Source organism: Dactylosporangium sp. CA-233914, from assembly GCF_050942935.1.
Taxonomy (GTDB): Bacteria; Actinomycetota; Actinomycetes; order Mycobacteriales; family Micromonosporaceae; genus Dactylosporangium.
In genome coordinates, this window is sequence record NZ_CP192030.1 from 585,346 (window position 1) to 609,250 (window position 23,905).

Below are 23,905 nucleotides of genomic sequence, written 5' to 3' on the forward strand. Positions count from 1 at the left end.
AGGTTGTGGGCTGTGGAGGCCTTGTAAGTCGCTTGGGGACGCCGCCCGGGGCGGGCGGCCGTTGCGGCACGGGCACCGGCTGATCATCGACACCACTCTGTACGTGCTGGTCTCCGGCTGTTCCCGCATGATCTGGCACCGTGGCGCGCCGCCTACCGGTGGTTCCGGCACTGGTCCGCGCAAGGGGTGTGGGACGACATCCACGACGCGCTGCGCGAGAAAGTCCCCCAGGCCGAGGGCCGCGATGCGCAACCGACGGCGGCGGTACTGGACTCCCCGCCGGCCAAGTCCGCCTCCGGTGGCGAACAGGATCACGCAGTTCCCCCGGTGCTGGCCCTGTGAGACGACTCTACTTCGGGCGAGTTGCGGTTTGATGTGGTGCTCGGCCGAGCGCCAAGCGCTGCCCGAGCAGCCGCCCCGGCACGGAGTACAACGCCTTGCCGACCTTGGCGGTCGACCACGTCGCGAGGAGGAACGCCCGCGTTGGCAGCGGCTGTAACACGGTGGCGAACACGGCCGTCGGTCCGGCGCGGTCCAGGACCGGCAAGCGCGCTGCCCGGCGACAGCGCACCGCCGCTATATTCAGGCGGAGCGTCAATCACCCTGCGGCGTAGGGCATGCGCTCAGGTGAGGCAATCCCGTTGGGCGCGACAATCCGGTCGATCTCGTCCAACACATCTTGGGTCAATGCCCAGCCGCATGCGGTGACGTTGCTGCGAAGCTGGTCGACGTTACTGGCCCCAGCGATGACAGCGCCAACGATGGGTTGGTTGGCGAGCCAAGCGATTGCGAGCTCACCAATCGTGTGGCCATGATCGGCGGCGATCTTGGTAAGTTGGTCCAGCAGGCGCCAGTTCTCCGGCGTCGACATCGTTTGGATGATCCGGCTGCCGTTGGCGCCCCGAGTGCCGGACGGCGCCGGTTGCCCTTGCCGATACTTGCCGGTCAGAAACCCGCCCCCGAGTGGGTGGTAGGGCAGCACGCTGATCTGAGCACGCTGTGCGTAGGGAAGGACTTCGGCCTCGACCTGCCGAGCCAACAGGTGATAGTAGTTCTGCACCGTCGCAATAGCCGCGAGCCCTTCCGAGGTGGAGAGCTGAACCGTCTCGGCTAGCCTCCACGCCGAGTAGTTGCATACGCCGAACGCGCGGATCTTGCCCTCTGCGACCAACTCGCCAGCTGCCGCGAGCAGGTCTGCTACATCGGCGCTGCCGTTGGGAAAATGCAGCTGGTAAAGGTCGATGTAGTCCGTGCTGAGACGGCTCAAGCTTTCCTCCGCCTGCTGACGAATGTAGTGCGCAACCGGCTCCTGGCGATCCCAATTCGTGAGGTTGAATTTGGTGGCCAATACCACCTTTTGGCGCCGGGCGCCCAAGGCCTGGCCGAGTAGCCGCTCGGACTCGCCGCTGTTGTAAACATTCGCCGTGTCGATGAAATCCACGCCGAGGTCGAGAGCGGCGGCGATCACCTCGCGGGTCGCGCTCGCGTCCAGGCGCGGGGGTCCGAACACGTTGCCGCCGAGGGCCGGCAACGACACTTCGATTCCGGAACAGCCAAGCGTGCGCCGCATTGTCGTCATCGCAATAGTCTGCCGAGTTGGACAGGCCTCGGCGAACGGTCACGTTCGGCCAGACGGAACGCGCGGAGCGTCTTGTTGCCCGCCCAACTCGCCGAGGGCGCCGCGCTGGCCGACCGACTGCGGATATGAAGGCCCGTCGCCATACGAGATCGTTCAGGTGCTGCGTGGCGAGCCCGCGTGCCGGTCGGCCGGCTGCCCGGATATGCCCTGGCTGATCTCGGTCCTCGGCTTGGCCAGTGCGCCACGGCGGCTGATTGCCCGAAGGTCAGTGTCGGGGTCGGCGAGTTCGTTGGCGGTGATTGTGACCCCCGACTCGATGAGCTGCTTTCCGGCCCGCACCTCGCGCGGGCAGTCCAGGCCCATCACCGCGGCGACCTGGCTGTCGCGGAGCCAGAATCCGAGGAACCGAGCTGGCGTCGCATCTCGCCGCAGGACAAAGGTGTCGCCAGGCCGGCTACGACCGAAGCTCTGCAGTGTCTGGTCGTACTGATCCGACCAGAAGTAGGGTGGGGCGTCCAACGCGGTCAACTGTCCAGCCATCGACAGTCCAACTGCCTCGCCATGACGCAATGCCACGTCCCAGTGCTCAATCCGACCTCGCGTTTGCAGGTGCGGATGCGGCTGTGAGGCGACGTCGCCCGCAGCCCAGAGCCACGGGTTTTCAGTCCGGCCGTACTCGTCTACGACGATGCCGCCATCCGTGGCAACGCCGGCCGAGCGGGCGAGTTCGTCGCGCGGGATCACTCCGACGCCGACCACGACGACGGCGGCGGGCAGCCGAGTGCCGTCGTTGAGGACGACCTCGTGTACCTCCCTTGACGTGTGGGTACTGTTCATCGCAGCGACCGTGGTTGACAGATGGAAACGAACGCCATTGGCTTCGTGCAGCTCGCGCACGAGCTGGCCGATGGCCGGCCCGGCCGGTCCGTACAGCGGCAGCGGGGCCATCTCGACGACGGTGGTGTCGATGCCGGCTCTGCGTGCCTCAGCGGCCAACTCCAAGCCGATGAACCCGCCGCCGACGATGACCAGCGGACCGCCACGAGCCAGCCACGTTGCCAAAGCACCGGCGTCGTCCGCAGTGCGGAGGCGCAGCACGTTGGGCCGCGGGCCTGAGACAAGGTTCAGATCTCGCGCGGCAACCCCTGTGGCTAACAACACGCGATCGGCATCCAACGCGGTGCCATCGTCAAGCAGCACCCGGTGTGCGCCGGAATCGAGTCCGCAGACGCCCAGTCCACCCAGAAGGTCAATGCCTTCCTCGCGATAGGTCGCAGGGTCCACGATGGGTTTGAGCAGACTCGCGTGGTTGCTCAAGAGAGTCTTCGACAGCGGCGGCCGTTCGTAGGGTTCGCGAGGATCGCTGTCCACGATCGCGATCGCGCCGTCGAAGCCGCCCCGACGCAGCGCCAGCGCCGCAGACACGCCGGCGGCGCTCCCTCCAACTATGACTATTCGTGCTCGCCGGATGGTCACGACTCTCCTCGCTTGCCGTATCTTCCGCTCGTCGGTTTCCTGTCGCCCGTCGCCGAGGTTCAGCGACCGCGAACAAGACGTTGTCGGTGGAGGCTCAGGCCCGTAACGGGCCGGCGGGCTGGGCGGCTTGCCCGCATCGATGCCGATTCCCATCACCGCCCACCTCCGACACTCGATCGAACGCCACGGTAAGGCCACCTGTGAGCCACGCTGATGGAGTCGTTCCGCCTGCCTGAACACGCCCGACAACGCGCGCCCACGCCCTGTCAAAGTGGCTGTGGGCGAGCGATCGCACCCGGGACCCCGCTTTGAAGGATCACGATGGCCGAACACGCCGCGCTCACTCGCGAAGCCGCTATTGCGACCGCCGTACAGCACCTGAAGCCAGCCCTCCACAGCGTCGCCAGTGCCGGTGACGGGCAGCGGCTACTCACTCAGGCACGGCTCGAGGCTGGCGCCTGGATCGTGGGGCGCGCGATCGGAAGCACGGTCCCGGCGATGCGGCAGTTGGGTGACAACAAGCCCGACTGCGGCGTGCTCGTCGAGGACATGGCACCACCGAACGGGGGCTCAGCGGCAACGTGCACTTGATCGCGCCAAGGACGGAGGCAGGGATCGTGCGGTGATGAGCGTCAGCGAAGCCGGAGAACCGGTCGCCGACAGTGACCGAGCCGCGCGGGCTGGTCGGCGGCCAGGAGGATCTCATCGTCGACATCGCGCTGGACCTGGTCGCCACCGGCCGCCGAACGACGGCCTGGCACAGGCATGGCGTGCGGATCACTGACCGCCGAATTTCGCAGGGCGCGACCGAGAGCCCGCTGAGTGGATTCGTATGCGGCTGGCTCGTGCGGTGGACCTGCGACACCGTGCGCCAACACATGCTCGATGCCGCCTCAGAGTAAACGCGCCGTACAGAAACCCACACCGGCAGCGCTGCCCCTCGAGCAGGGAGGCGGTGAGGCCACCCACGAGCCTCACCCTCAAACGATTGGCTACCCCCGATGTCTTCGGCCCATGACCACAGCCGTACCTTCGGTATGAACGAACCGGAGTCGCCCTTCGTCGTCGGTCCACCAAAGACTGCGTCGACCGGGCCGGCGGCGGGCGCGCTGGCCACCGCCGTGGATGAGGCGCCGCTACGGCGGAGCTCAAAGTCATCGATGTTCCGGCGGAAGGCCGTGGCACGCAAGCCATTACCCGCCGCCGAGAGATGGATCCTCGGGCTGGTCACCATGACGGTGCTGATGGTGTCGGTCAGCTCCTTCGTCTTGCAGATCGCATTGCCCACCGTGTTGCGGCACTTTCATTCCTCGACACTGGCATCGACGTGGGTCCTGCTGACGCCCAGCCTGATCAGCACGTGCCTCCTCGTCACCTGCGGGCGCGTTGCCGACATGTTCGGCCGCCGCCACATGTTTCTGCTCGGTCTGGCTGTCTACACCGGCAGCGCCGTCCTCCTCGGATTTGCACCTTCGGTCTGGGCGCTCATCGGGCTGGAAGCCGTACAGGCCGTCGGTGCCGCGATGCTCCTGTGCAACACGGGGGCCATCGTCGCCTCCATGTTCAACGGCGCACGGTTGAACTACGCAATGGGCGTCTACCTCGCTGGAGTCTCGGTCGCGCAGCTCGTTGGCCCCAGCCTCGGCGGATTCATCGCCGAAGGCATCGGCTGGCGGTGGATCTTCTGGACCCAAGTCCCGCTTGGCTTGATCTGTCTAGGCTTGGGGTTCGTTCATCTGCGAAGGCTCCCGCCCCGCATCGAACGCACCCGGGCCATGGACTACCTAGGCGCCGCTCTCATGAGTGGTGCCCTGTTGTCCCTACTGATTGGCATGTCTTCAGTCCAAAGCAACGGGCTCGTCAGCTGGCAAGTGGGCGCCGGAATCGCCGGCGCGCTTGCACTGTTTCCCCTGGTTTACGTCGCCGAACGTCGCGCCGCCGACCCGGTCCTACCGCTGCACCTGTTCGGTAACCGGCAGTTCCTGCTGGCCAACCTCAGCGGCTTCCTGAATGTCATGCCACGCTTCACCTCAGCCGTGCTCGTCGGGCTGTATTTCCAGTCAGTAAGCGGCGACTCCGCCATGGAAGCTGGTCTGAAAATCGTGCCATTGCCAATCGGCGTGACGCTGGCTTCCATCTTGACCGATCGAATCGCCCGGAGCCTTGGTCAGCGTCATAGCGCAACGATAGGCAGCGTTGTCATGGTCGCCGGCCTCATTTCATTACTGCTCTCGTTGACGGGCCAGTGGAGCTACCCATCCATTGCCGTCGCGCTCTTCGTGCTCGGCGTCGGCGTCGGCGTGTTCAGCACCATCAACTCGTCAATGATCTTCGGCGAATCGCCTGACCATGAAACCGGCGCCGTCAATGGGGTGCGTCTGACCGTAATGAACGTTGGAGGATCGATCGCAACCGCCGGAGGACTGGCCATCGCCACGAGCTCGCTGCCGATCGATCTGCGCTCGAAGTTCTATCAGGCTACACTCAAAGAACACCAGTATCTTGACCTGCTGCACATCGGCTTCGTCTGGGCATTCGTAGTCATGGTTGCGGCCGTAATGGTCAGCGGAATGTTCACCTTGTTGATTCGGGCTCGCCCGACTGCGGCACAGCAGCCACGTAAAGCTGACGGCCCGCCTTGCACGGCTCCAGCCGCGGGGTCACCAGGTTGACCTTGGCCACACGCACAGGAATCGAGGATTTGACGATTGCGTCGAGGCTGATGACGGTGTCGATAGTGGACGGGACCGGTTCCTGCACGGCTGTTGCGGTGCGTGATCACGGCGTTGACGGAGTCGTCCTGCCGTGCCTTGTCGGCATGGTCGTCGATCGGGTGGAGACTGCCGCCGCGGGCACATATCTGCTCGTCCAGGCCCGCGCCGAGGCCGTGCCCGGCGTGCGCGACGGTGTGCATGGCCGCTTTCAGCAGCGGGGCGCTGACACGCCGATTGGTGGACCGCCGGCGTGGCTGCACCTGCGGGTGCGACGGTTCAACTGCGGCTACGACCGCTGTGCGGTGCGAACGTTCGCCGAGTAGATCCCGGGCTCAACCGTCCGGCGATGGCGGCGCAGCCCCAAGGCACTACTCATGGCTGAATGTGGCGGTGACTTTGCCGAGGCCGGTGATCGTGGCGGTCACGGTGTCGCCTGGTTGGACGGGTCGCATCGGTCCTAGAGCGCCGGACAGGACCAACTGTCCGGCGCGCAGCGGTTCGCCGAACTCGCGGGCCTGGCGTGCTAGCCAGACGACCGCGTCGATCGGGTCGCCCAGGCAGGCCGCGCCGTTGCCGGTGGAGGCCACCGTTGCGTTGATGGTCATCTGCATTTCGACCAACCGTGGCTCGATCTGATCGAGAGTCTTGCGTAGCGGGCCGAGCACGTAGGCACCGGCGGAGGCGTTGTCGGCGACGGTGTCGCCGAAGGTGATGTCCCAGTCTTGGATGCGGCTGCCGCAGATCTCAAGTGCGGGAGTGGCGTAGCTGATCGCATTGCGTACCTGTGTGGCGTCGAGCGGGCCGACGGCTAGGTCCGCTTTGAGCATGAAGGCGATCTCGGCCTCGACGCGCGGCTGCAGGACAGCGTGGTAGGGCACGGTGTCACCACCGTCGTAGGCCATGTCGTCGAAGAGCAGGCCGAAGTCCGGGCGGTCAACACCGAGTTGTTGCTGGACCGCTGTGGAGGTCAGTCCGATCTTTCGGCCGACGACGTTTGCGCCGGTGGCAATGCGCTCGGTGGCCAGCCGCTGCTGTACCGCATATGCGGCGGTGATGTCGTTGTGACCGATCAAGTCCCGTACGGGCCGGGTGGGTCGGCCGTTGACGGCGGCGGACCGGAGGCGGTCGGCAGCGGCGATGACTGCGGCCGAATCCACACGACTCGACAGAGTTTCATGCATGCGCACGAGGGTCGGATGCTTCGCCCGCGCGGCGCGCGTCATGTGAAGAGGCTCTGCTTCTCGGCGAGGCGGTCGGGCGCTGTGGCGGCGTGTGCGGCGAGCTTGCAGCAGCGGCGCTCGGCGCATGCCCCGGTGTTCGCCGACCGCAGCCCGCTGTTGTCGACGGCGGTCGGTGACCGGGTCCGTCGAGGGCTCGACTTGACGAATCGGGCCATGCGAGCAAACGTGGAGGCAGTACGGTCGAACCACTGCATCGCGCCGGAAGGAATGGGCCGTGCCGGGGCGTTCCGCCGCTACGTTGGCGTCGACGCGCGTCTGACAGTCTGCGTGTGCGTCTCTGACAGCTGAAGCTGCGCCGAACGGGCGTTCAGACACACCCGCATTGCGTGCGGCGTCCCATCCTGTACCGCAACGTTCCAGGAGGAAAATCATGGTCGTTTTGACCGAACGCGCCGTAGCCGCCATCCACGACCTCACCGACCGCCCGGACGCTCCCGAGGGCACTGGGTTGCGTATCGCGACGGACGCCAGCCGTGGCTCCTTGAACCTGAGTCTTGCGCCGACGCCGTCGGCCGGCGACGCTGTCGTTGAGGCGGTCGGCGCTCGGTTGTTCCTGGACCCAGACGCGGCGATGATCCTCAACGACAAGGCGCTCGACGCCGGGACGGACGCCAACGGTCAGGTGACGTTCACGGTCGCCGAGCAGTCCGGATAGCGGTACACCAACGGCACCGTGACGTGATCCACCGACTCAAGGACTCCGCCCGGACCGTGGCGGGATGATCCCAGGATCGGGATAAGTCCGCACTCAGCACGGCCGGGGCAGGCCGGGCCTGGGTCGGGCTGCCCGTGAGCACCCGCAGCACCGTGGTCCGAGAACGAGCACGCCCAGCCGGGACAGCACGGCGGCTCCGGCCCGGCTGGCCACAACCCACGGCCAGGTCACGGCGCAGGCCATGACGGTCTTTCCTGATTCGGGCTGGGCCGGCACCCTCGACGATCCCGGCGACCCTGTGGCGTAACCCGCGCGGCAGAATCAGGCGCTCGGCGATGGTGATAATCCTGGTGGTCTTCGACGCTGGCTACGACATCGTGCGCCTGGCCCGGTTCCTCGCTGAGGTGCCAGTGACCGTGGTGGCCGGCTGCGTTTCCGATCGGGTGCTCCACCTGCCCTGCCCACCCGGGCAGCTCGGCCGGCCTCGCCATCGACCTGGACCAGCCGGCCACCCACCGGGCCGCCCACCCGGCTCACGCAACAAACACGTCGCCGCCCATCCACCAGTCGGCAGAACCCAGCACCTGAACCAGACAGCCAATCCCAAACCCTTCAAAAGGTCTAAAAACCAGTTGAGGTTCCACCGGGTGGAAGGTGCAGGTTGAGGCCATGGACGACGCGACGGATCTCTACACGATCGGGCAGCTCGCGAGCCGCACCGGTCTGCAGGCCCGGACCATCCGATTCTGGTCGGACAACGGCGTGGTTCCGCCGTCCGTCCGCTCCAACGGCGGATATCGGCTTTACGACGCGGAGGCGCTCGCGCGGCTCGACCTGGTCCGGACGCTTCGCGACCTGGGGCTCGGCCTCGAGGCCATCCAGCGGCTGCTGGCCCGCCAGACCACGCTGAAGGAGCTTGCCGAGACGCACGTCAAGGCCCTCGACGCCGAGATCCGCACGCTCCGGCTGCGTCGCGCCGTCCTGGGCACCGTCGCACTACGAAACAGCACCACCGAGGAGATGGCCCTGATACACAAGTTGGCCCGCCTGTCGGCGCGGGAACGCCAGCAGATCATCGACGACTTCGTCAACGATGCGTTCGCCGGAGTCGACGACGAGGACGCCTCGGTCGTCGCCGGCTGGATGCGGCAGCTCCCCCTCGAGCTGGCCGACACCCCGACGCCGGAGCAGGTCGACGCGTGGATCGAGCTGGCCGAACTGGTGTCCGACGAGTCCTTCCGGCGCAAGGTCCGGGCCATGGTGCTCAGCGGCGGCGCCGACAACCGTCTGGAGTTCGGCCTGAACATCAGGCCGCTGGTCATCGAGCACGCGGGCGGCGCGCTCAGGCGCGGTGTGGCCCCCGGCTCGCCCGAGGGGCGGGTCGTGCTGGGCCTGATCGCCCCGGCCGACCTTCCGGACGACGAGGCCGCCTCGTTGGTCGAATGGGTGGAGATGGTCGCCGACCGGCGGGTCGAGCGCTACTGGCAGCTGCTGAGCGTGCTCAACGGCGCCCCCGCCGCGTCGGCCGCCGTGCCTGCCTTCGACTGGCTGCTTGCCGCCCTTCGGGCGCACCGCCGAGCGCCATCGCCCTGACCCCACAGGTTCCTGCGCCGTGGCGACCGGTTATGCGGAAACGGTTGATCATCGCCGTCTTTGCTCCACCCGCGCGCGACCAGCGCGACCGCGCACCCCTGCACGACGCCGTGGCCGGCGCGAATCCGCGGGCGCGGTCATGCAACGGCGGAATCCCGAGGATGCTGCGTGAGGGCGGCCGCTGACGACCGTACAACGCGAGCAGGGCGTGGCGCATACACTCCGTGCGGGCAGAGCCGTAGCGCAGAGGTTGTCGCACCGCCTTTCCACGGCGAGGGGACGCCGGTTCGACTCCGGCCGGCTCTGCCCCTCGCGCCGCGAGCGTACGGTTCCAGGGGTGCGACCTTTGCATCCGTCCGCCGTTCCGCCCCGGATGATTGAGCGTGCGACCGGGCGGCGGCTCGCGGGCGACTGGCGCGGTGCGTGCGAGGCGGCTTTCGTCTTCGTCGACGTCGACCTGGGCGCGCTGCGGCAGCGGCACGGCGTCTGGTTCGCCGGGACGGTCGAGGACGCGCTGCGGCACCTCATTCCCGACCTGCTGCGGTGGTACCTGCCGAGGAGCCCCGCCACCGGCCTGTTCCGCCCCGCCATGACCTACCCGCTCGCGCTGCTGCGCGACGGCTTCGCCCTGGTGGCGCTCACGCCCGCGAGTCACGACCCGCAGCGCGTCTTCCTTCGTGTGCAGCGCCTCGGCCACGCCGGGATGCTCCGCGACGACACCCTGCTGCTGCTGCGGGATCGCTGGGATTCCAGGTGTACCGCGGAACTGCTGCTCCGCTGCGGCGGCCTTCCACTCTTCACCGGCACCGCCGAGGCCGGCACGACGGCCGCCCGGGCGTTCGCGCTGGACGAGGCCGGAAGGCATGCCGAGGCCTGGTCCGCGGCCGGGTTCGATCTGCGGGTTCTGCTGTTCGACGAGGAGTGGGGCCGCGAGCGCATCGATCCCGCCGCGTTCACGTCGGCCGCTCGAAGGCACGCGGCGATCGACGCCTCCCTGGCCTGGCTACGCCCCTCGTACACCGCCCTGCCCGCCGCCGCCCGCCGCACGCTCGACCTCACCGCGGAGGCCCGGTCCGCCCGCCGGACGGCGGCCGAGAGCGACGAGCCGCGTGTCGACCCTCCGCTCCCCGTCGACGTGGACGAGGACTGCGGCCTGGTCCGCATCGACCTGCGGGGACGGCGTCTCGTGCTGGACGTCGGGGGAGCGCGGGTCCGGCTGCTGTCGCGGGTCCCCTACAACCGGGTCGACGAGCGGCGCCGCCGCGCCGAGGTGCGGGAGTTCGGGGTCGAGCTGTCGCGGGTGCCGCTGATGCCGCTTGCCCTGGCCCGCCGCCCGGCCGAGCTGACCGCGCTGCTCGACGGCGACCTCACCCCGGACGACCTGCACCCGGTGGTCCACGCGACCCTGTTCCCCGGCCGCCCGGGCCCGACCCCGCCGCCTCCGTTGCAGCTGCCGGGGTCCATCCGGGTCCGCTGCGGCCACGCCACCCACGAGATCCACCTGCGCGACGGCGGGTTCGTCACCCCGCACACCGAGGAGGAGATCACTCGTGAGCGGGCGCTGCAGGCCCTGGGCGGCGAGCGCATCGGGTGCCTGGCCGCGATCGACAGCTGGTACGACCACCGCGTCGCGATGCCGAGCGGCATGCGTCGCCTCCGCGACCAGGTCATGCTGCTCGCCGCGCACGGCGACGCCTGGTTGATCACGGAGGCGGTCCGCCGCGGCCTGGACCCGGACGTAAGCATCACCCGGGGCCGCCGCCTCCGCGACCTCCTCGCCTGGACCTGGCCCCTCACCGGCGAAACCCCGTTCTGATCGACTGGACCAATGCCGACCAGGCGCGGGCCGCCCGCGGCCGTGCTGGAGCAGCCGAGGCCGGCCCGGCGTCCATGGGCCAGAGGATGGGCGCCCCGGACGCGGGCCGTCCGCAGCCGTGCTGGACCAGCCGAGGCCGGCCGACGTCCACGGGCGCGCACGTCCGCCACCAGAGGACGGGCGCCGTGGACGCGATCGCCTACGACGAGCGCTGGGGGCGGCGTCCGTGGCGACCGACGCCGCCCGCGGCTCGGTCAGCGGCGGGATCCCGTCCGCGGCCGGGGCACGGGGTGGCGGTGCTCGGCCGGCTCCGCGGCGATGGGCAGGAAGACGGGGAGCCGCCGTGGCCCGCCGGCCGGCTGAGCCGGCACGATCGGCGCGCCGGCCGACGGGTCGGACAGCCGCTCGGCGACGAGCCGGGCGAAGGTGGCGCCGGCGCCGGACGGGTTTTCCGGGGCCAGCCAGCGCAGCATGCGCAGGGGCTCGCGGGCCGGTCGCTCGCCGGGCTCCTGCGCGTCGACCAGCAGCAGGCAGCGCTCGCCGGCCGGGATCAGCTCCCCGTCGAGCACCACCGCCTGCGTGGTCGTGCGCAGCCAGCCGATCACGCCGGGCCCGTCGTCCGGCGCCCCGGGCCGGGTCAGCAGCGTGGTGGTGGCGTCCCACATCGCGGCGGTCAGGGCGGTGACCAGCGCCGCGATCGTGTCCAGCGGCACGCACTCGTGGCCGAGGCCGCGCCAGAACAGCAGTTCGTCCAGCAGTGTCTCGGGCCGGGCGGGGCCACGGTCGTGGACGAGGGCGGTGACGGCGGTGTGCAGCCTGTCCAGCGGCGGCGCGGTGTCGTCCGGCCGGGTGGCGGCCTCCAGCACGGCGCCGGGGACGCCGGTGATGGTGGCGAGCACAGAAGGTACGAAATCTGGACCCGCGGTGATCCGGGCGCCCCACATCAGGCGGGCCTGGGCCGGGGTGGCCGGCCAGACCAGCCGGAGCAGTGAGCGCACCCGGGCGTCGAAGACCGGCCCGCCGGGGGCGAAGGTCGCCGGGTCGCACAGGGCCTGGCTCACCGGCCCGTCACCGGCGATGACTCGTAGATCCTGCATGCCGCTCAGGTTTTCGACCGGGTTGAAGAGCACTCCGAGACCTCCCTCTCCGCCCCTCCAATCCTACCCGTTCTCGAACGCATGTACGAACAGAAAATTGGGGCGCGCTGCGCCGCCGGTGCCTCACCGAGGTGCTGGGGACCATCTGATCCGGGCCGCGACGGGGAGGTGATCGCTGCCGGTCGCCGGCAGGGTCCAGACCCTGGTCACCGTCCCGCCGCGGGCCATGACGTGATCGATCCGCCCGATCGGCATCCGGGCCGGGAAGCTCCAGGCCGGGCTGGACCGGGCCGTCGTCAGCCGCCGGGTGATCGGCCGGAGGCCGCGGTCCTCGACGGTACCGTTGAGATCCCCAATCAGCACCACCCGCTCCTCACCCGCGACGACCGCCCCCAGCCGGGCCGCGCTGTCGTCGCGTCGCCCGGTGTCGAACCCCTTGCCGAGCCCGATCCGCACCGACGGCAGGTGCGCCACGACCACCACCACGGGCCCGACGACAGCCCGCAGCCCCCGCCGCCAGTCCGCGTCGAGGCCCCGGGGCTTGATGTCGACCGGCTCGGCGCGGTCGATCGGCCGCCGCGACCAGAGCCCGACGGTGCCGAAGACGGCGTGGTATGGGTAGTCGCTCGTCAGCACGGCCTCGTACACGGGCAGGGCCTCGGGGGTGAGCTCCTCCAGGCCGATGAGGTCCGGGCCTGGCTCCATGATCGCCCGTGCGGTCGCCGCCGGTGCCCGGTTCTCGTCGCTGACGTTGTGCTGGACGACGGTCAGGTCCGCCGGGCCGTCGTCGGCGGGGAGCAGCTGCCCGCCGCAGACCCCCAGCCAGGCGACGGCCGGGAGCAGAAACGACACGAACGCGCGCACGGTACGCCGCCAGACCGCGACCTCGAACAGCATCAGCACGCCGAGCCCGAACCAGGGCAGCAGCGCCTCGACGAGACTGCCGAGATGCCCGACCCGGTTCGGCACGAGCCCGTGAAAGATCAGCAACCCGGCAAGGGCAATGCCCATGGAACCGACGAATCCCATGGAACCACTGACGCGCGAGCCGTCGCCGGGGTTGACAGCTCCGCGGCGAGCGCCCGGATCCGCTGCCGCAGCTCGTCCAGCGGCGCGCCGAGGTTCAGCCCGTGCGCGACGACGCGGACGCCACCGGCGATGTCGTACTCCCGCCGCGGCTCGTGGTCCGTGGCGTACACGAGATGGCCCTCGCGCAGGCCGAGGGCGGTGCAGTAGGCGAGCATCTGGTACACGTCGGCGTTCGGCGGCGACGAGCCGGCGGTCTTCTTGTACTTCGCGTCCGCCACCGCCAGGCAGGCCCGGCCCCGCCACCAGGAGACGTCCGGGTACATGTCGATGCGGCCGCCGGCGTCGAGGTGCAGTGGACGCTCGGCGACCACCTCGCCGCCGTGCTCGGTGGTGATCTCCTGCCGCAGTACCGCGGTGAGCCAGTCCTGGAAGGCGGCGTTGAGGTCGAACGCGAAGCCGCTCGCCCGTATCCCGCCGCCGTGGTGCTCAAGGCCGTGACCCGAGAGCACCAGGCGGGCCAGGCGCAGGGCGGGGCCGTACCTGGCGGTGAGCCGGTTCGAGGTCGTGGGCGGCAGCGGGGCGCCGGGCGGGAGCCGGGTGACCTCGGCCAGTGCCTGGGCCAGGCGGTGCAGACCGCGGCGGGCCGAGGCCGGCACGCCCGGGGTGCGCAGGAGCCGCTCGATCGCGGCCCGCAGGATCCGGTTCTCGGCGATGTCGATCGAGTAGTCGTCGTAGCGGACCTCCAGCGGCAGCGCACGCCCCGGCCGGCCGCGGAGCTGGTCGGCCTCGCGGAGCCGGCCCCGCAGCAGCGGCAGCGTCTCGTCGGCGACGCGGTACCCCTGCAGGACACCGGGCGCCAGCGCCCGTGATGTCGCGGCGGCGAACGCGACCGCGATCGCCGGCACGAAGTCGTCCTCGGCCGTAAGGTCGGCGGGGTCGTCCCGCCAGCCGCGGTCATCGCGGGCGTGACCGAGCAGCCACAGCAGCCGCCGGATCGGCAGCTTCGGCCGCACGCGCAGCTCGGCCCGCTCGGCGTCCGCCGCCACCTCGAGCACGCCGACGACCGAGCGCGCGGTCAGTCGCAGCCGCCCGTCGAGGGTGAGGGCGGCCTCGACCAGGCCGGTGGCGGCCAGGGCCGGCCCGAGCGCGGCGGCGTCGCGGTCGAAGACCGAGGTTTCGTACTCGCCGAGCTCGAACCGCCTCACCGGGCGGCCCGGGCGGCGAGCCGCCGCCGCAGCGCCTCCAGCCCGTATCGCGCGCGGACGTCGACTCCGTCGCCCAGGTGCCGCTCCTCCAGCAGCGGCTCGATCGCCCTCCGCCAGATCCGGGCCAGTCCGCGCTCGTCGGCGACCCGCTTCGTCATGAGGTACGACGGGCCGACCGCGGCATCCCGGTCGCCGATCGCCTGGTTGAGCTCGTCCAGCAGGTCGGCGCGGTCCTCCGGCAGCTGGTTGGCGCGCAGCCACCGGCGCAGCATGTCGTGCAGCGGCGGCTCGCCCGGGAAGAGACCCTGGAACAGGAACCGCCGCCGCATCGCCGCGTCGACGAGGGCGATCGAGCGGTCGGCCGTGTTCATCGTGCCGATGATGAACACGTTGGGCGGAAGGTCGAAGTCCTCGGTGGGGGAGTACTGCAGCTGGATGCGGTGGCCGCGGTACTCCAGCAGGAAGTACAGCTCCCCGAAGACCTTCGCCAGGTTGGCCCTGTTGATCTCGTCGATGATCAGCACGAACGGCTGCGCGGGCTCGGCCCGGGCGTCGATCACGAGCTGCTTGAACGGGCCCGGCTCCAGCGAGAACGCGATCCCGCCGGACTGGTCGCCGCGGGTCGGGCGGAAGCCCTCGAAGAAGTCCTCGTACGAGTACGACGGGTGGAACTGCACCAGCCGGTACGCGTTGTCGGCCTCGCCGGTGAGGAAGCGGGCCAGCTCGTATGCGAGGTAGGTCTTGCCGGTCCCGGGCGGCCCGTACAGGATGATCTGCTTCTTGTCGCGCAGCAGGTCCACGGTCTCGGCGAGCCAGTCCAGATCGATGTGGAGCCGCTCGGCGAGCGCCGGATTCGGCTCGCGCAGCTCCACCTCGCCCGCCGTGGTCGGCTCGGCCTCACCAGGTACCGCGGCACCGGGGACCAGCGCCAGGAACTCCTCGGTGGCAGTCCCGAGGTCGGTGACGGTCAGCTGGCCGGCGAGCTTGCCGCGGGCCGTCGCGGACAGCTCGTCGCGCGGGATCGGCGCGCCCGGGTTGGCCCATTCGACGCTTCGGCGGCGACTGGAGACGCCGCCGGGCGTCTCGGTCCACGTGACCGGCCCGGTGACCGTGCCGACGTAGAAGCCCTTCCAGTCGACGGCGACGACGACGTCGCCCTCGCGCATCCGATTGAGGAAGCGGTCCAGCACACCGACTCGCGACCCACGCTGGGCCACCGTCAGCTCCGGCGTCGCGAGCCGCAGCTGCTCATCGAGATCGGTCTTGCTCAGGCCCGGCCGGAGCTCAGGCAGCTCGGGGAAGGCGATGGAGCAGAACCCCTCGCGCAGCCACTGGCCGATGAGGTTGTGCCCGTGGACCTTGGCACCGCGCACGAGCCAGCCCTGCTGCGGGGTGTCCTCCACGCCGGCGGTGTCGCGCCACTGCTCGACGTACGGCGGAGCGTAGAAGTGCACCGGGGCACCGTCGCGCTCCTGCAGCACGCGGCGGATCTCGGCGAGGTCCCGCTCCTCGTCGCCGGTCACCCGGGGCAGCTCGCCGGCGAACGCGGCCACGATCCGCGCCTTGTGGCGGCGGGAAACTACGGCCGGGAACGTCTCGGGGAAGGCGAGGTTGAGCAGGATGTTGCGCTGGCTGTAGGCGCCGCCCAGCGCCACCGCGTCGACGACCTCGCGAAACGCCCACGGGTCGCGCAGCGCCGCCGCTCGCCGCTCGGCCGGGAGCCGCTTCCAGTCCCGCACGAACCGCACCAGATAGGCGATCTGCCGGTCGCGCTGGGTCATGTACGCGGTGCCGGCTCGCACCAGCCCCGAGTCGAGCACGATGTCGAGGTTGGCGGGGACCGTGACGCGCTGCGGCAGCAGCTCCAGGGCTCCGCCGATCACCGAGCGCTTGGCGGTGCCGCCGATGTCCCGCGGCAGCAGCAGATGAAGGTAGATCAGCTCGGCCATGAGCTGGATCGCCTCGGGTGCCACCCCGGCCAGCTGGCCACGCAGCTTTCCTACGAAGCTGCCCTGCCCGGCGTCGCGCTGCTCGACGAACGCGGCGACCAGCGCGTCGGCCGCCGCCGCGGTCCACACGGCCCGCCCGGGGGTGAACGCGGAACCGTCGTTCGCCAGCCCGGCCTTCAGCACGTCGTCGGCCGCCGTGTACACCAGAAGCTCGTCCACGTTCATCCGTCCAGTCGTCAGGAAAGGGCCCGCGCGATCGCGGCGGCCGCCGTCGTCACCTCGGCCGGGACCGTCGCGGGGTCGAGGGCGGACAGGGCGACCACCCCCACGCTCGCCTCCAGGCCCTCGACCTCCGGGACGGCCGCCGCCACGCCGTGGGCGCCCGGCTGCAGTTCACCCGTCGTGGTGACCGCGGAGAAGTCGCCGCGGCGGCCCGCCAGGATCGCCCGGCCCGCGGCGCCGAGCTCCAGGGCATGGCGCGACCCCGTGCGATACGCCACGTGGAACTGCGTCCAGCTCGGCTCGACCACCGCCAGCGCGTACGCCTCGCCGCCGTCGGCGATCGTCAGGTGCGCGGTGGCGCCGACCGTCTCGGCCAGGCGGCGCAGGGCCGGCAGGGCGGCGTCGGCGACCAGTGGCTGGGCGCGTCGGGCCAGCTGGAGCAGGCCGGCGCCGAGGCGGAGGCGGCCGGCGCGGTCGCGGCGGACCATGCCGTGCTCGGCCAGGGTCGCGGCCAGGCGGTACACGACCGCGCGGCCGACGCCCAGGGCGGTCGCGGCCTCGGTCATGGTCAGGCCGGCGGGAGTGTCGGCGACGAGGTGGAGCAGGCGCAGGCCACGGTCCAGGGTCTGCGCCGTCTCGGTAGCCACCGGCACAGGCTATGTGAACGACGGCACAATTCGGTCGGCGGCTACTCTTGCACGTGTGACCCTACGCTTGTACGACACCGCCAGCCGATCGGTCCGGGACTTCGTCCCGTTGACGCCCGGGCAGGTCGGCATCTACCTGTGTGGGCTCACCGTGCAGGCCGGGCCGCACATCGGTCACCTGCGCTCCGGCGTCAACTATGACGTGCTGCGTCGATGGCTGATCAAGTCCGGCTACGCGGTGACATTCATCCGCAACATCACCGACATCGACGACAAGGTGCTCGCCAAGGCCGTCGAGGCCGGCCGGCCGTTCTGGTCGATCGCCTATGCCAACGAGCGCCTCCTCGCCGCCACCTACGAGCGCCTCGGCGTGCTGCCGCCGACCTACGAGCCGCGGGCGACCGGGCACGTCCCGGAGATGCACGAGCTGATCAAGCAGCTGATCGCCGACGGGCACGCCTACGAGGCCGTCGACGGCAGCGGCGACGTCTACTTCGACGTGCGCTCCTATCCGCAATACGGCGCGCTGTCCGGCCAGCGGCCCGACGCCATGAAGCCCGCCCAGGACGGCCCCGCGACGGCCAAGCGCGACCCGCTCGACTTCGCGCTGTGGAAGGGCAAGAAGGCCGACGAGCCCGAGGACGCCAACTGGCCCTCGCCGTGGGGGCCGGGCCGGCCCGGCTGGCACATCGAGTGCTCGGCCATGTGCTGGCGCTACCTCGGCGCCGAGTTCGACATCCACGGCGGCGGCCTCGATCTGCAGTTCCCGCACCACGAGAACGAGATCGCGCAGTCGCGGGCGGCCGGGCACGGCTTCGCGCGGTTCTGGGTGCACCACGCCCTGCTGAACCTCGGCGGAACCAAGATGGCCAAGTCGCTGGGCAACGTGGTGTCGCTGGAGTCGCTGGTCGAGTCGGGCGTACGCCCCGTGGAGATCCGCTACTACCTGCTCTTCCCGCACTACCGCTCCGTGATCGACTACACGCCCGAGTCGATGAGCGAGAACGCGGTCGCCTACCAGCGGCTGGAGAACTTCGTGCTGCGCGCCGCCGAGCAGGTCGGCGAGGGCAAGCTCGGGGAGCTGCCGGCCGCGTTCGTCGAGGCGATGGACGACGACCTCAACACCTCGCGGGCCCTCGCGGTCGTGCACGACGCGGTGCGCGACGCCAACGCGGCGCTCACGGCCGCCGACGCGCCGGCGGTGGGGCAGGCGCTGTCCGAGGTACGAGCGATGCTTGATGTCCTTGGCCTCGACCCGCTGCACCCGCAGTGGCGCTCGACCGGCGCGGGCGACCTGGCCAAGGTCGTCGACTCGCTGGTGGCGCTCGCGCTGGAGCAGCGCGCCGCGGCCCGGGCCCGCAAGGACTGGTCCGCCGCGGACGCGGTGCGCGACCAGCTCAACCGGGCCGGCGTCGTGGTGGAGGACACCGCGGCCGGTCCACGATGGACGTTGGAGCACTGAAGCCATGCCAGGAAACTCCGAGCGCCGCGGCAAGCGCGTCACCTCGAAGAAGGGCGCCACGAAGGGCTCCGGCGGCAAGAACCGGCAGTCCCTGGCCGGGCGCGGCCGCACCCTGCCCGCGGACGAGCGTCCGTGGCACAAGGGATACTCCGGCGACGAGCCGCTGCCCGATCGCACCGCCTGGAAGCAGGACAAGGAGCGCCGGGCCGCGGCCGCCGAGGGCCGCGCCCCGAAGGTCGGCCAGCCCGGGACGAAGCGGACCGCCGGCAAGGGACCGTTCGGGGCCAAGAAGGCCGTGGCCAAGAAGGTCGGCGTGCGCGTCTCGCCCGGGCGGAAGGCGGCGCAGCCCAAGGAGGGCCCGGAGCTGCTCGTCGGGCGCAACCCCGTCGTCGAGGCCCTGCGCACGCACGTGCCGGCCACGGCCCTCTATGTCGCGCTGGGCATCGACATGGACGAGCGCGTCAAGGAGGCCGTGCGCACCGCCGCCGAGCGGGGCGTGGCGATTCTCGAGGTCACGCGCAACGAGCTCGACCGCATGACCGGTGGGGTACTGCACCAGGGCGTCGGCCTGCAGGTCCCCCCGTTCGCCTACGAGCCGTTCCCCGACCTGCTGGCCGCCTCGCTGGAGTCGCCCGCGCCGCTGCTCATCGCCCTGGACGGGATCACCGACCCGCGCAACCTCGGCGCGATCATCCGCTCGGCCGCCGCGTTCGGCGCCGACGGCGTCTTCCTCACCGAGCGCCGCTCCGCCGCGATCACCGCGACCGCCTGGCGCACCAGCGCCGGCGCCGCCGCCCGGGTCAAGGTCTCCCAGGTCACCAATCTGACTCGGTCGCTCAAGCAGTGCCAGGAGGAGGGCTTCGTCGTCGCGGGGCTCGACGCCGACGGGGAGGCGTCGCTGTACTCCCTGGAGGCCGCCATCGGCCCGCTGGTCGTCGTCGTCGGCTCCGAGGGGCGCGGCCTGTCGCGGCTGGTCGGCCAGACGTGCGACCTGCGAGTCGGGATCCCGATGGTCTCCGACGTCGAATCGCTGAACGCATCGGTGGCGACCGCCGTCACGTTGGCCGAAGTCAGCCGTCGTCGCCGACTGTAGATCTTTACGAGCGACCCTAATATGGGCCGGTGACTCAGCCTCAGCAGGGCTTCGCCATCGGAGTCGACCTCGGCACGTCCAACACCGTCGCGGTGGTCCGCCACCCCGACGGCCGGACGCGCCCACTGCTCGTCGACGGCGCGCCGATCATGCCCTCCGGCGTGTACGTCGACGAGCACGGCCGAATCCACGTGGGCCGGGACGCCTACCGGCTGGCCGGCCTCGACCCGTCGCGCTTCGACCCCAACCCGAAGCGGCGCATCGACGAGCCGACGGTCCTGCTCGGCGACCGCGAGCTGCCAACCGTCGACCTGCTCGCGGCGATCCTGGGCGCGGTCGCCCGCGCCGCCGTCGAGGCCGTCGGCTTCCTGCCCACGGCGGTGCTGACCTACCCGGCCGCCTGGGGCACCCGCCGCCGCGACACCCTCGCCGAGGCCGCCCGCCGCGCCGGCTGGCCCCCGGTCCGCCTGGTCCCCGAGCCGGTCGCCGCGGCCCGATACTTCGCCGACGTCCTGCGCCGCCCGGTCCCCGTCGGCGCCGCGATCGCCGTCTTCGACTTCGGCGGCGGCACCCTCGACATCGCGGTCGTGCGCAACGAGAACGGCCGGTTCGCGGTCATCGGCTCCGGCGGCCTGGAGGACCTCGGCGGCCTCGACGTCGACGCGGCGATCGTCGAGCACCTCGGCAATGTCATCAACCAGACCGCGCCCGCGTCCTGGGCCGCCCTGCGCAACCCGCAGTCGACCTCCCAGCGCCGCGACCGCCGCCTGTTCTGGGACGACATCCGCGGCGCCAAGGAGATGCTCTCCCGCGCGACCGTCGCGCCGATCACCGTGCCCGGGCAGGACCAGGCCATCCACCTCACCCGCGAGGAGCTCGAACGGGTCACCGATCCGCTGATCCGCCGCGCGGTGTGGGAGACCGGCAAGGTCGTCCAGTCCGCCGGGCTGCGCCCCGACCAGCTCGCCGGCATGTTCCTCGTCGGCGGCTCGTCGCGGCTGCCTCTCGCGGCCCGGCTGCTGCACGCGGAGCTGGGGATCGCGCCCACCGTGCTGGAGCAGCCGGAGCTGCCGGTCGCCGAGGGCGCGCTCGCCGAACTGGTGCCGATCGGGGGCTACCAGACCGAGAGCGTTCCCGTTTCCGGCATTCCTTCATCGGTACCACCTTTGGCTCCGCCCTCCGCGCCTCCTACCGCGCCCTTCTCGCCGTCGCCGGCCGCGCCGGTTTCCGATTCCTTCGGCGCCGCGCCTGTTTCGGGGGGCTTCGGCGCTGCGCCAGTCTCTGGTGGTTTCGGTGCCGCGCCGGCATCCGGTGGTCTTGGCGCCGCGCCGGTTTCCGGTGGTTTTGGCGCTGCGCCGGTTTCTGGTGGTTTTGGTGGTTCGCCGGTTTCCGCTCCGCCGGGCGGGGGTGGGTATCCGATGCGGGCCGGGCAGGCCATCCCGCCCGGGCAGGTCAGCGCGCCGACGAGCGGTGGGTTCGGGGCGCCGCCCGCGATGCCGCCGGAGCCGGGCCGCCGGAAGCGGAGTGGGCTGCTGGTCGGGGGCGTGGCGGCCGTGGTGGTGCTCGCGCTCGTGGCCGGGGCCGGATACTGGTTCTTCTTCCGCGACAAGATCAACACGGTGTCGTTCAAGACGGTGTCGAGCGCCGGCTCGCTCGACCTGAACGCGAAGCTCGACTACCCGGTGACGGCGACGCTGGGCTCGCGCACGTATGCCGGCTACGTCGCGGACAAGACGTTCCACCTGGTGGCGTACGACCTGGACGACAAGAAGCAGGTCTGGAAATACGATTCCGGCGACGACAACTACCGCTGGCAGGTGCTGCCCAACCCGGATGGCGTGATCCTGATCGGCGGCGGCGGGACGACCCCGACCCTGCGACTGCTGAACAAATCCGGCACGGAGAAGGGCAAGCAAAACTTCGACTCCAGCGACCGCGTGTTCTTCTTCGACTCGGTATGGGTCTGGCACTCGACGAAGACGAAGAAGCTCAACGCGTACGCCTGGGACGGCACCTGGAAGTGGAGCCTCGACGACGACAAGGGCGGCACCAAAGTCATCGGCCCGCTGAACTCGAGCGACCAACGCGGCCCGTCCGACCTCACCGGCGGCCCGGCAAACCGCGACCTCAAGTCCCACACCAACTTCGTCACGATCGACGGCAACAAAATCAACCTGCGCGACGCGGGCGACAAGGGCAAGGTCTTACGCTCGTGGAACAACACCGCGGACAGCTACGACGGCTTCGCCATGTACGACGATCGCCTTTTCGTGTATGGCACCAGCACGAAGTACACCGTCCGCGCCTACGATCTGACCAAGCAGGGCGAACCCGAGCAGTTGTACACCACCTCGGCGGATGACAAGCGCCGCATCGCCGACGTAGCCGCCTGCGGCTCCGGCCGGCTGTGCCTGCTCGACTCGACGTCCGGCTCCTCGGACGCGGTGATCCGCGCGATCTCGATCGCCGACAAGAAGCAGGTCTGGCAGCAGGACGCCAAGGACACCACCGGACTCCTGCCCGTGGGCAAGCAGATCCTGGCCACGACCCCCGGCAGTTCGAGCAAGGCCAGCCGCCTGTTCGACGAGGACGGCAACCAGCTGCTGAAGCCCGAGGACCAGGCCGCCTTCGGCGCACGGGTGACCAACGGCAGCCTGCTCTTCTTCGCGAAGGCCCCCAGCTCAACCGAGGATGACTTGACCCTGGTCGGCGTCACCGCGTCATCGGGCGACCGGGTGGCACTCGGCACCCTGCCCGACGTGGTGGGCGGAAGCTGCTCCTGGAACGCGTCGAAGATCGCCTGCATCGGCGGCGGCAAGCTCCAGATCTGGTCCTTCGCCTAGCTTGTTGTGGTCTCGGGCCGCCGCGGACTTCCTATCCGCGGCGGCCCTTCACTGTCCGCGCGCTGGTCCGCCATCTAGTCGTCAGACCTGGTCCAGCCGTTGTAACGGAACCACCACCACATCGCTCCGGCCGCGGCGGCCATGGTCCCCAGGCCGAGCGCGATGAAGGTCCACACCCCGCTGAGGAGATGGCTGCCCTCCCAATCGAAGTTCATCCCGAAGAATCCGGTCAGAAAGCTCAATGGCAGGAAGATCGAGGCGATCACCGTCAGCTGCTTGGAGATCTCTCCCTGCCGGTTGGCGACCGTGGAGAGATAGAGGTCGGTGCAGCTTGCGACCATCTCGTGGTAGGAATCGAGCTCGTCCGTGATACGGATCAGGTGGTCGTACACGTCCCGGAAGTAGTCGTGGCTGTCAGCCTCAAGCCCGGCCAGGTCGGCGATCGCCTCGGCCTCGCGAGCGAAGACGTCCCGCATCGGCACGACGGCTTTGCGCAGCCGCATCAGTACTCGCTTGAGCCGGAAGATCTCCTCCAGCTGACGCCGGCCGGCCCCGGCGACGATCGTGTCCTCCAGGTCGTTGATCTGCTCATCGAGGTCGGCAAGGATCGGGAAGTAGCTGTCCACGATGGCATCGACGACCTTGTACACGTAGTACTGCTCGCTCTTGGTCGTCGTCACGCGCTGGAACAGCGGCTTCAGCTTCTCCAGCTGCGGATACGGCTCGCGGTGCAGGGTGACGATGTAGTCCCCGCTGACATAGCAGTGGATCTCCTCGAGGGGATGCGGATTCTCGTCCTCCGGCTGGGACTCGACCCCGCCCTGCAGCACCAGAAGTGCCGTCTCCGCGTAAGTGTCGAGCTTCGGACGCTGCCCGAACCGGATGCTGTCGTCCACCGCCAGCGGGTGCAGCCCCAGCGCGGCGCCCAGTCGCTCGACCTGCTCTGCGGTCGGGCCGGTGACGTCCAGCCAGAAGAACTCGTGCCTGTCGCACAACTCCGTGATGAGTGCATCGTCAATCGAGTCGATGATCCGCATGGCTACCTCCACAGCTCGGCTCGCACGGACGCAGAGGTCAGTACGGTCCGCACCTCGGGGGATTCAACGGCCAGGCTACGGGAGCTGGTAGCGCAGACGACGCCCCCATGCGCACGTCCGCGCAGCCGGGACCGATCGTGCTACCTCGTCATCGGCATGCTGGCCGCGAGCTGGCGGTCCCACTCTCGCGCCTTGTTCTCCGGGGCCGCCGGCTCCGCTGTCCCTGCCTGAAATTCGCGCGGCTCTT

At 70.1% G+C, this 23,905-nt stretch carries 21 protein-coding genes, 1 tRNA gene and 1 pseudogene; 13 read left to right on the plus strand and 10 right to left on the minus strand.

Annotated features, from left to right (window positions below; all coding sequences use genetic code 11):
- Window positions 1-186: 186 nt before the first annotated feature.
- Window positions 187-342 (plus strand): hypothetical protein, encoded by a 156-nt coding sequence (locus ACQPY0_RS02705; protein ID WP_432984057.1) that lies wholly within the window; start codon window positions 187-189, stop codon window positions 340-342.
- Between the two features lie 256 nt (window positions 343-598).
- On the opposite strand, the gene ACQPY0_RS02710 is transcribed toward ACQPY0_RS02705, so the two are convergent.
- Both ACQPY0_RS02710 and ACQPY0_RS02715 read right to left on the minus strand, forming a co-directional pair.
- Complete coding sequence (locus tag ACQPY0_RS02710) at window positions 599-1,579, minus strand: aldo/keto reductase (protein WP_432984060.1); 981 nt, start codon at window positions 1,577-1,579, stop codon at window positions 599-601.
- Between the two features lie 153 nt (window positions 1,580-1,732).
- Entirely contained in the window at window positions 1,733-3,004 is a 1,272-nt protein-coding gene (locus ACQPY0_RS02715; protein ID WP_432984063.1) for an NAD(P)/FAD-dependent oxidoreductase, read from the minus strand.
- 372 nt (window positions 3,005-3,376) lie between these two features.
- Between ACQPY0_RS02715 and ACQPY0_RS02720 the strand changes: the two genes are divergently transcribed.
- From ACQPY0_RS02720 to ACQPY0_RS02735, 4 genes are all read left to right on the plus strand, one after another.
- Window positions 3,377-3,646 carry a hypothetical protein gene (locus ACQPY0_RS02720; RefSeq protein ID WP_432984066.1) on the plus strand — a complete coding sequence of 90 codons (270 nt, stop codon included), beginning with the start codon at window positions 3,377-3,379 and terminating at the stop codon, window positions 3,644-3,646.
- 71 nt (window positions 3,647-3,717) lie between these two features.
- Entirely contained in the window at window positions 3,718-3,957 is a 240-nt protein-coding gene (locus tag ACQPY0_RS02725) for a hypothetical protein (protein WP_432984069.1), read from the plus strand.
- 135 nt (window positions 3,958-4,092) lie between these two features.
- Window positions 4,093-5,727 carry an MFS transporter gene (locus ACQPY0_RS02730; RefSeq protein ID WP_432984072.1) on the plus strand — a complete coding sequence of 545 codons (1,635 nt, stop codon included), beginning with the start codon at window positions 4,093-4,095 and terminating at the stop codon, window positions 5,725-5,727.
- 2 nt (window positions 5,728-5,729) lie between these two features.
- A complete protein-coding gene (locus tag ACQPY0_RS02735) occupies window positions 5,730-6,092 on the plus strand; it encodes a hypothetical protein (RefSeq protein ID WP_432984075.1) in 363 nt (120 codons plus the stop codon).
- Between the two features lie 45 nt (window positions 6,093-6,137).
- On the opposite strand, the gene ACQPY0_RS02740 is transcribed toward ACQPY0_RS02735, so the two are convergent.
- Window positions 6,138-6,992, minus strand: a complete 855-nt coding sequence (locus tag ACQPY0_RS02740; RefSeq protein ID WP_432984078.1) for a 2-keto-4-pentenoate hydratase — start codon at window positions 6,990-6,992, stop codon at window positions 6,138-6,140.
- Window positions 6,989-7,165 (minus strand): hypothetical protein, encoded by a 177-nt coding sequence (locus ACQPY0_RS02745; RefSeq protein WP_432984081.1) that lies wholly within the window; start codon window positions 7,163-7,165, stop codon window positions 6,989-6,991. Before ACQPY0_RS02745 ends, ACQPY0_RS02740 begins: the two co-directional genes overlap by 4 nt.
- 215 nt (window positions 7,166-7,380) lie before the next feature.
- Here ACQPY0_RS02745 and ACQPY0_RS02750 point away from each other — a divergent pair, with 215 nt between their 5' ends.
- The 5 genes and pseudogenes from ACQPY0_RS02750 (at window position 7,381) to ACQPY0_RS02770 (ending at window position 11,074) form a co-directional block, all read left to right on the plus strand.
- Window positions 7,381-7,665: an adhesin gene (locus ACQPY0_RS02750; RefSeq protein WP_432984084.1), complete on the plus strand. Its 285-nt coding sequence runs from the start codon at window positions 7,381-7,383 to the stop codon at window positions 7,663-7,665.
- A 335-nt stretch (window positions 7,666-8,000) separates the two neighbouring features.
- Window positions 8,001-8,135 (plus strand): annotated as a pseudogene (locus ACQPY0_RS02755) (hypothetical protein); the annotation flags it as partial.
- Between the two features lie 199 nt (window positions 8,136-8,334).
- Window positions 8,335-9,258, plus strand: a complete 924-nt coding sequence (locus ACQPY0_RS02760; protein ID WP_432984086.1) for a MerR family transcriptional regulator — start codon at window positions 8,335-8,337, stop codon at window positions 9,256-9,258.
- A gap of 232 nt (window positions 9,259-9,490) precedes the next feature.
- A tRNA-Gly gene (locus ACQPY0_RS02765) sits at window positions 9,491-9,564 on the plus strand.
- Between the two features lie 67 nt (window positions 9,565-9,631).
- Window positions 9,632-11,074 (plus strand): hypothetical protein, encoded by a 1,443-nt coding sequence (locus ACQPY0_RS02770; RefSeq protein ID WP_432984089.1) that lies wholly within the window; start codon window positions 9,632-9,634, stop codon window positions 11,072-11,074.
- Window positions 11,075-11,328: 254 nt separating this feature from the next.
- Here ACQPY0_RS02770 and ACQPY0_RS02775 read toward each other — a convergent pair whose 3' ends face one another.
- From ACQPY0_RS02775 to ACQPY0_RS02795, 5 genes are all read right to left on the minus strand, one after another.
- Window positions 11,329-12,204, minus strand: coding sequence for a hypothetical protein (locus tag ACQPY0_RS02775; RefSeq protein ID WP_432984092.1), 876 nt, complete (start codon window positions 12,202-12,204; stop codon window positions 11,329-11,331).
- 90 nt (window positions 12,205-12,294) lie between these two features.
- Window positions 12,295-13,182 carry an endonuclease/exonuclease/phosphatase family protein gene (locus ACQPY0_RS02780; RefSeq protein ID WP_432984095.1) on the minus strand — a complete coding sequence of 296 codons (888 nt, stop codon included), beginning with the start codon at window positions 13,180-13,182 and terminating at the stop codon, window positions 12,295-12,297.
- A complete protein-coding gene (locus ACQPY0_RS02785) occupies window positions 13,155-14,405 on the minus strand; it encodes an McrC family protein (RefSeq protein WP_432984098.1) in 1,251 nt (416 codons plus the stop codon). The genes ACQPY0_RS02780 and ACQPY0_RS02785 overlap by 28 nt, the downstream gene beginning before the upstream one ends.
- Window positions 14,402-16,573, minus strand: a complete 2,172-nt coding sequence (locus tag ACQPY0_RS02790) for an McrB family protein (protein ID WP_432984101.1) — start codon at window positions 16,571-16,573, stop codon at window positions 14,402-14,404. The genes ACQPY0_RS02785 and ACQPY0_RS02790 overlap by 4 nt, the downstream gene beginning before the upstream one ends.
- Window positions 16,574-16,590: 17 nt before the next feature.
- The gene (locus ACQPY0_RS02795) at window positions 16,591-17,229 is read right to left on the minus strand and encodes an IclR family transcriptional regulator (RefSeq protein WP_432984104.1); all 639 of its coding nucleotides are present in this window, start codon (window positions 17,227-17,229) and stop codon (window positions 16,591-16,593) included.
- A gap of 49 nt (window positions 17,230-17,278) precedes the next feature.
- Between ACQPY0_RS02795 and cysS the strand changes: the two genes are divergently transcribed.
- The 3 genes from cysS to ACQPY0_RS02810 are packed head-to-tail and all read left to right on the plus strand — an operon-like array spanning window position 17,279 to window position 22,621.
- Window positions 17,279-18,685, plus strand: coding sequence for a cysteine--tRNA ligase (cysS, locus tag ACQPY0_RS02800; protein ID WP_432984107.1), 1,407 nt, complete (start codon window positions 17,279-17,281; stop codon window positions 18,683-18,685).
- A 4-nt stretch (window positions 18,686-18,689) separates the two neighbouring features.
- Complete coding sequence (gene rlmB, locus ACQPY0_RS02805) at window positions 18,690-19,778, plus strand: 23S rRNA (guanosine(2251)-2'-O)-methyltransferase RlmB (protein ID WP_432984110.1); 1,089 nt, start codon at window positions 18,690-18,692, stop codon at window positions 19,776-19,778.
- Between the two features lie 29 nt (window positions 19,779-19,807).
- Window positions 19,808-22,621, plus strand: a complete 2,814-nt coding sequence (locus ACQPY0_RS02810) for an Hsp70 family protein (protein WP_432984113.1) — start codon at window positions 19,808-19,810, stop codon at window positions 22,619-22,621.
- A 74-nt stretch (window positions 22,622-22,695) separates the two neighbouring features.
- On the opposite strand, the gene ACQPY0_RS02815 is transcribed toward ACQPY0_RS02810, so the two are convergent.
- Window positions 22,696-23,658, minus strand: coding sequence for a magnesium transporter CorA family protein (locus ACQPY0_RS02815; protein ID WP_432984116.1), 963 nt, complete (start codon window positions 23,656-23,658; stop codon window positions 22,696-22,698).
- Between the last annotated feature and the right edge of the window lie 247 nt (window positions 23,659-23,905).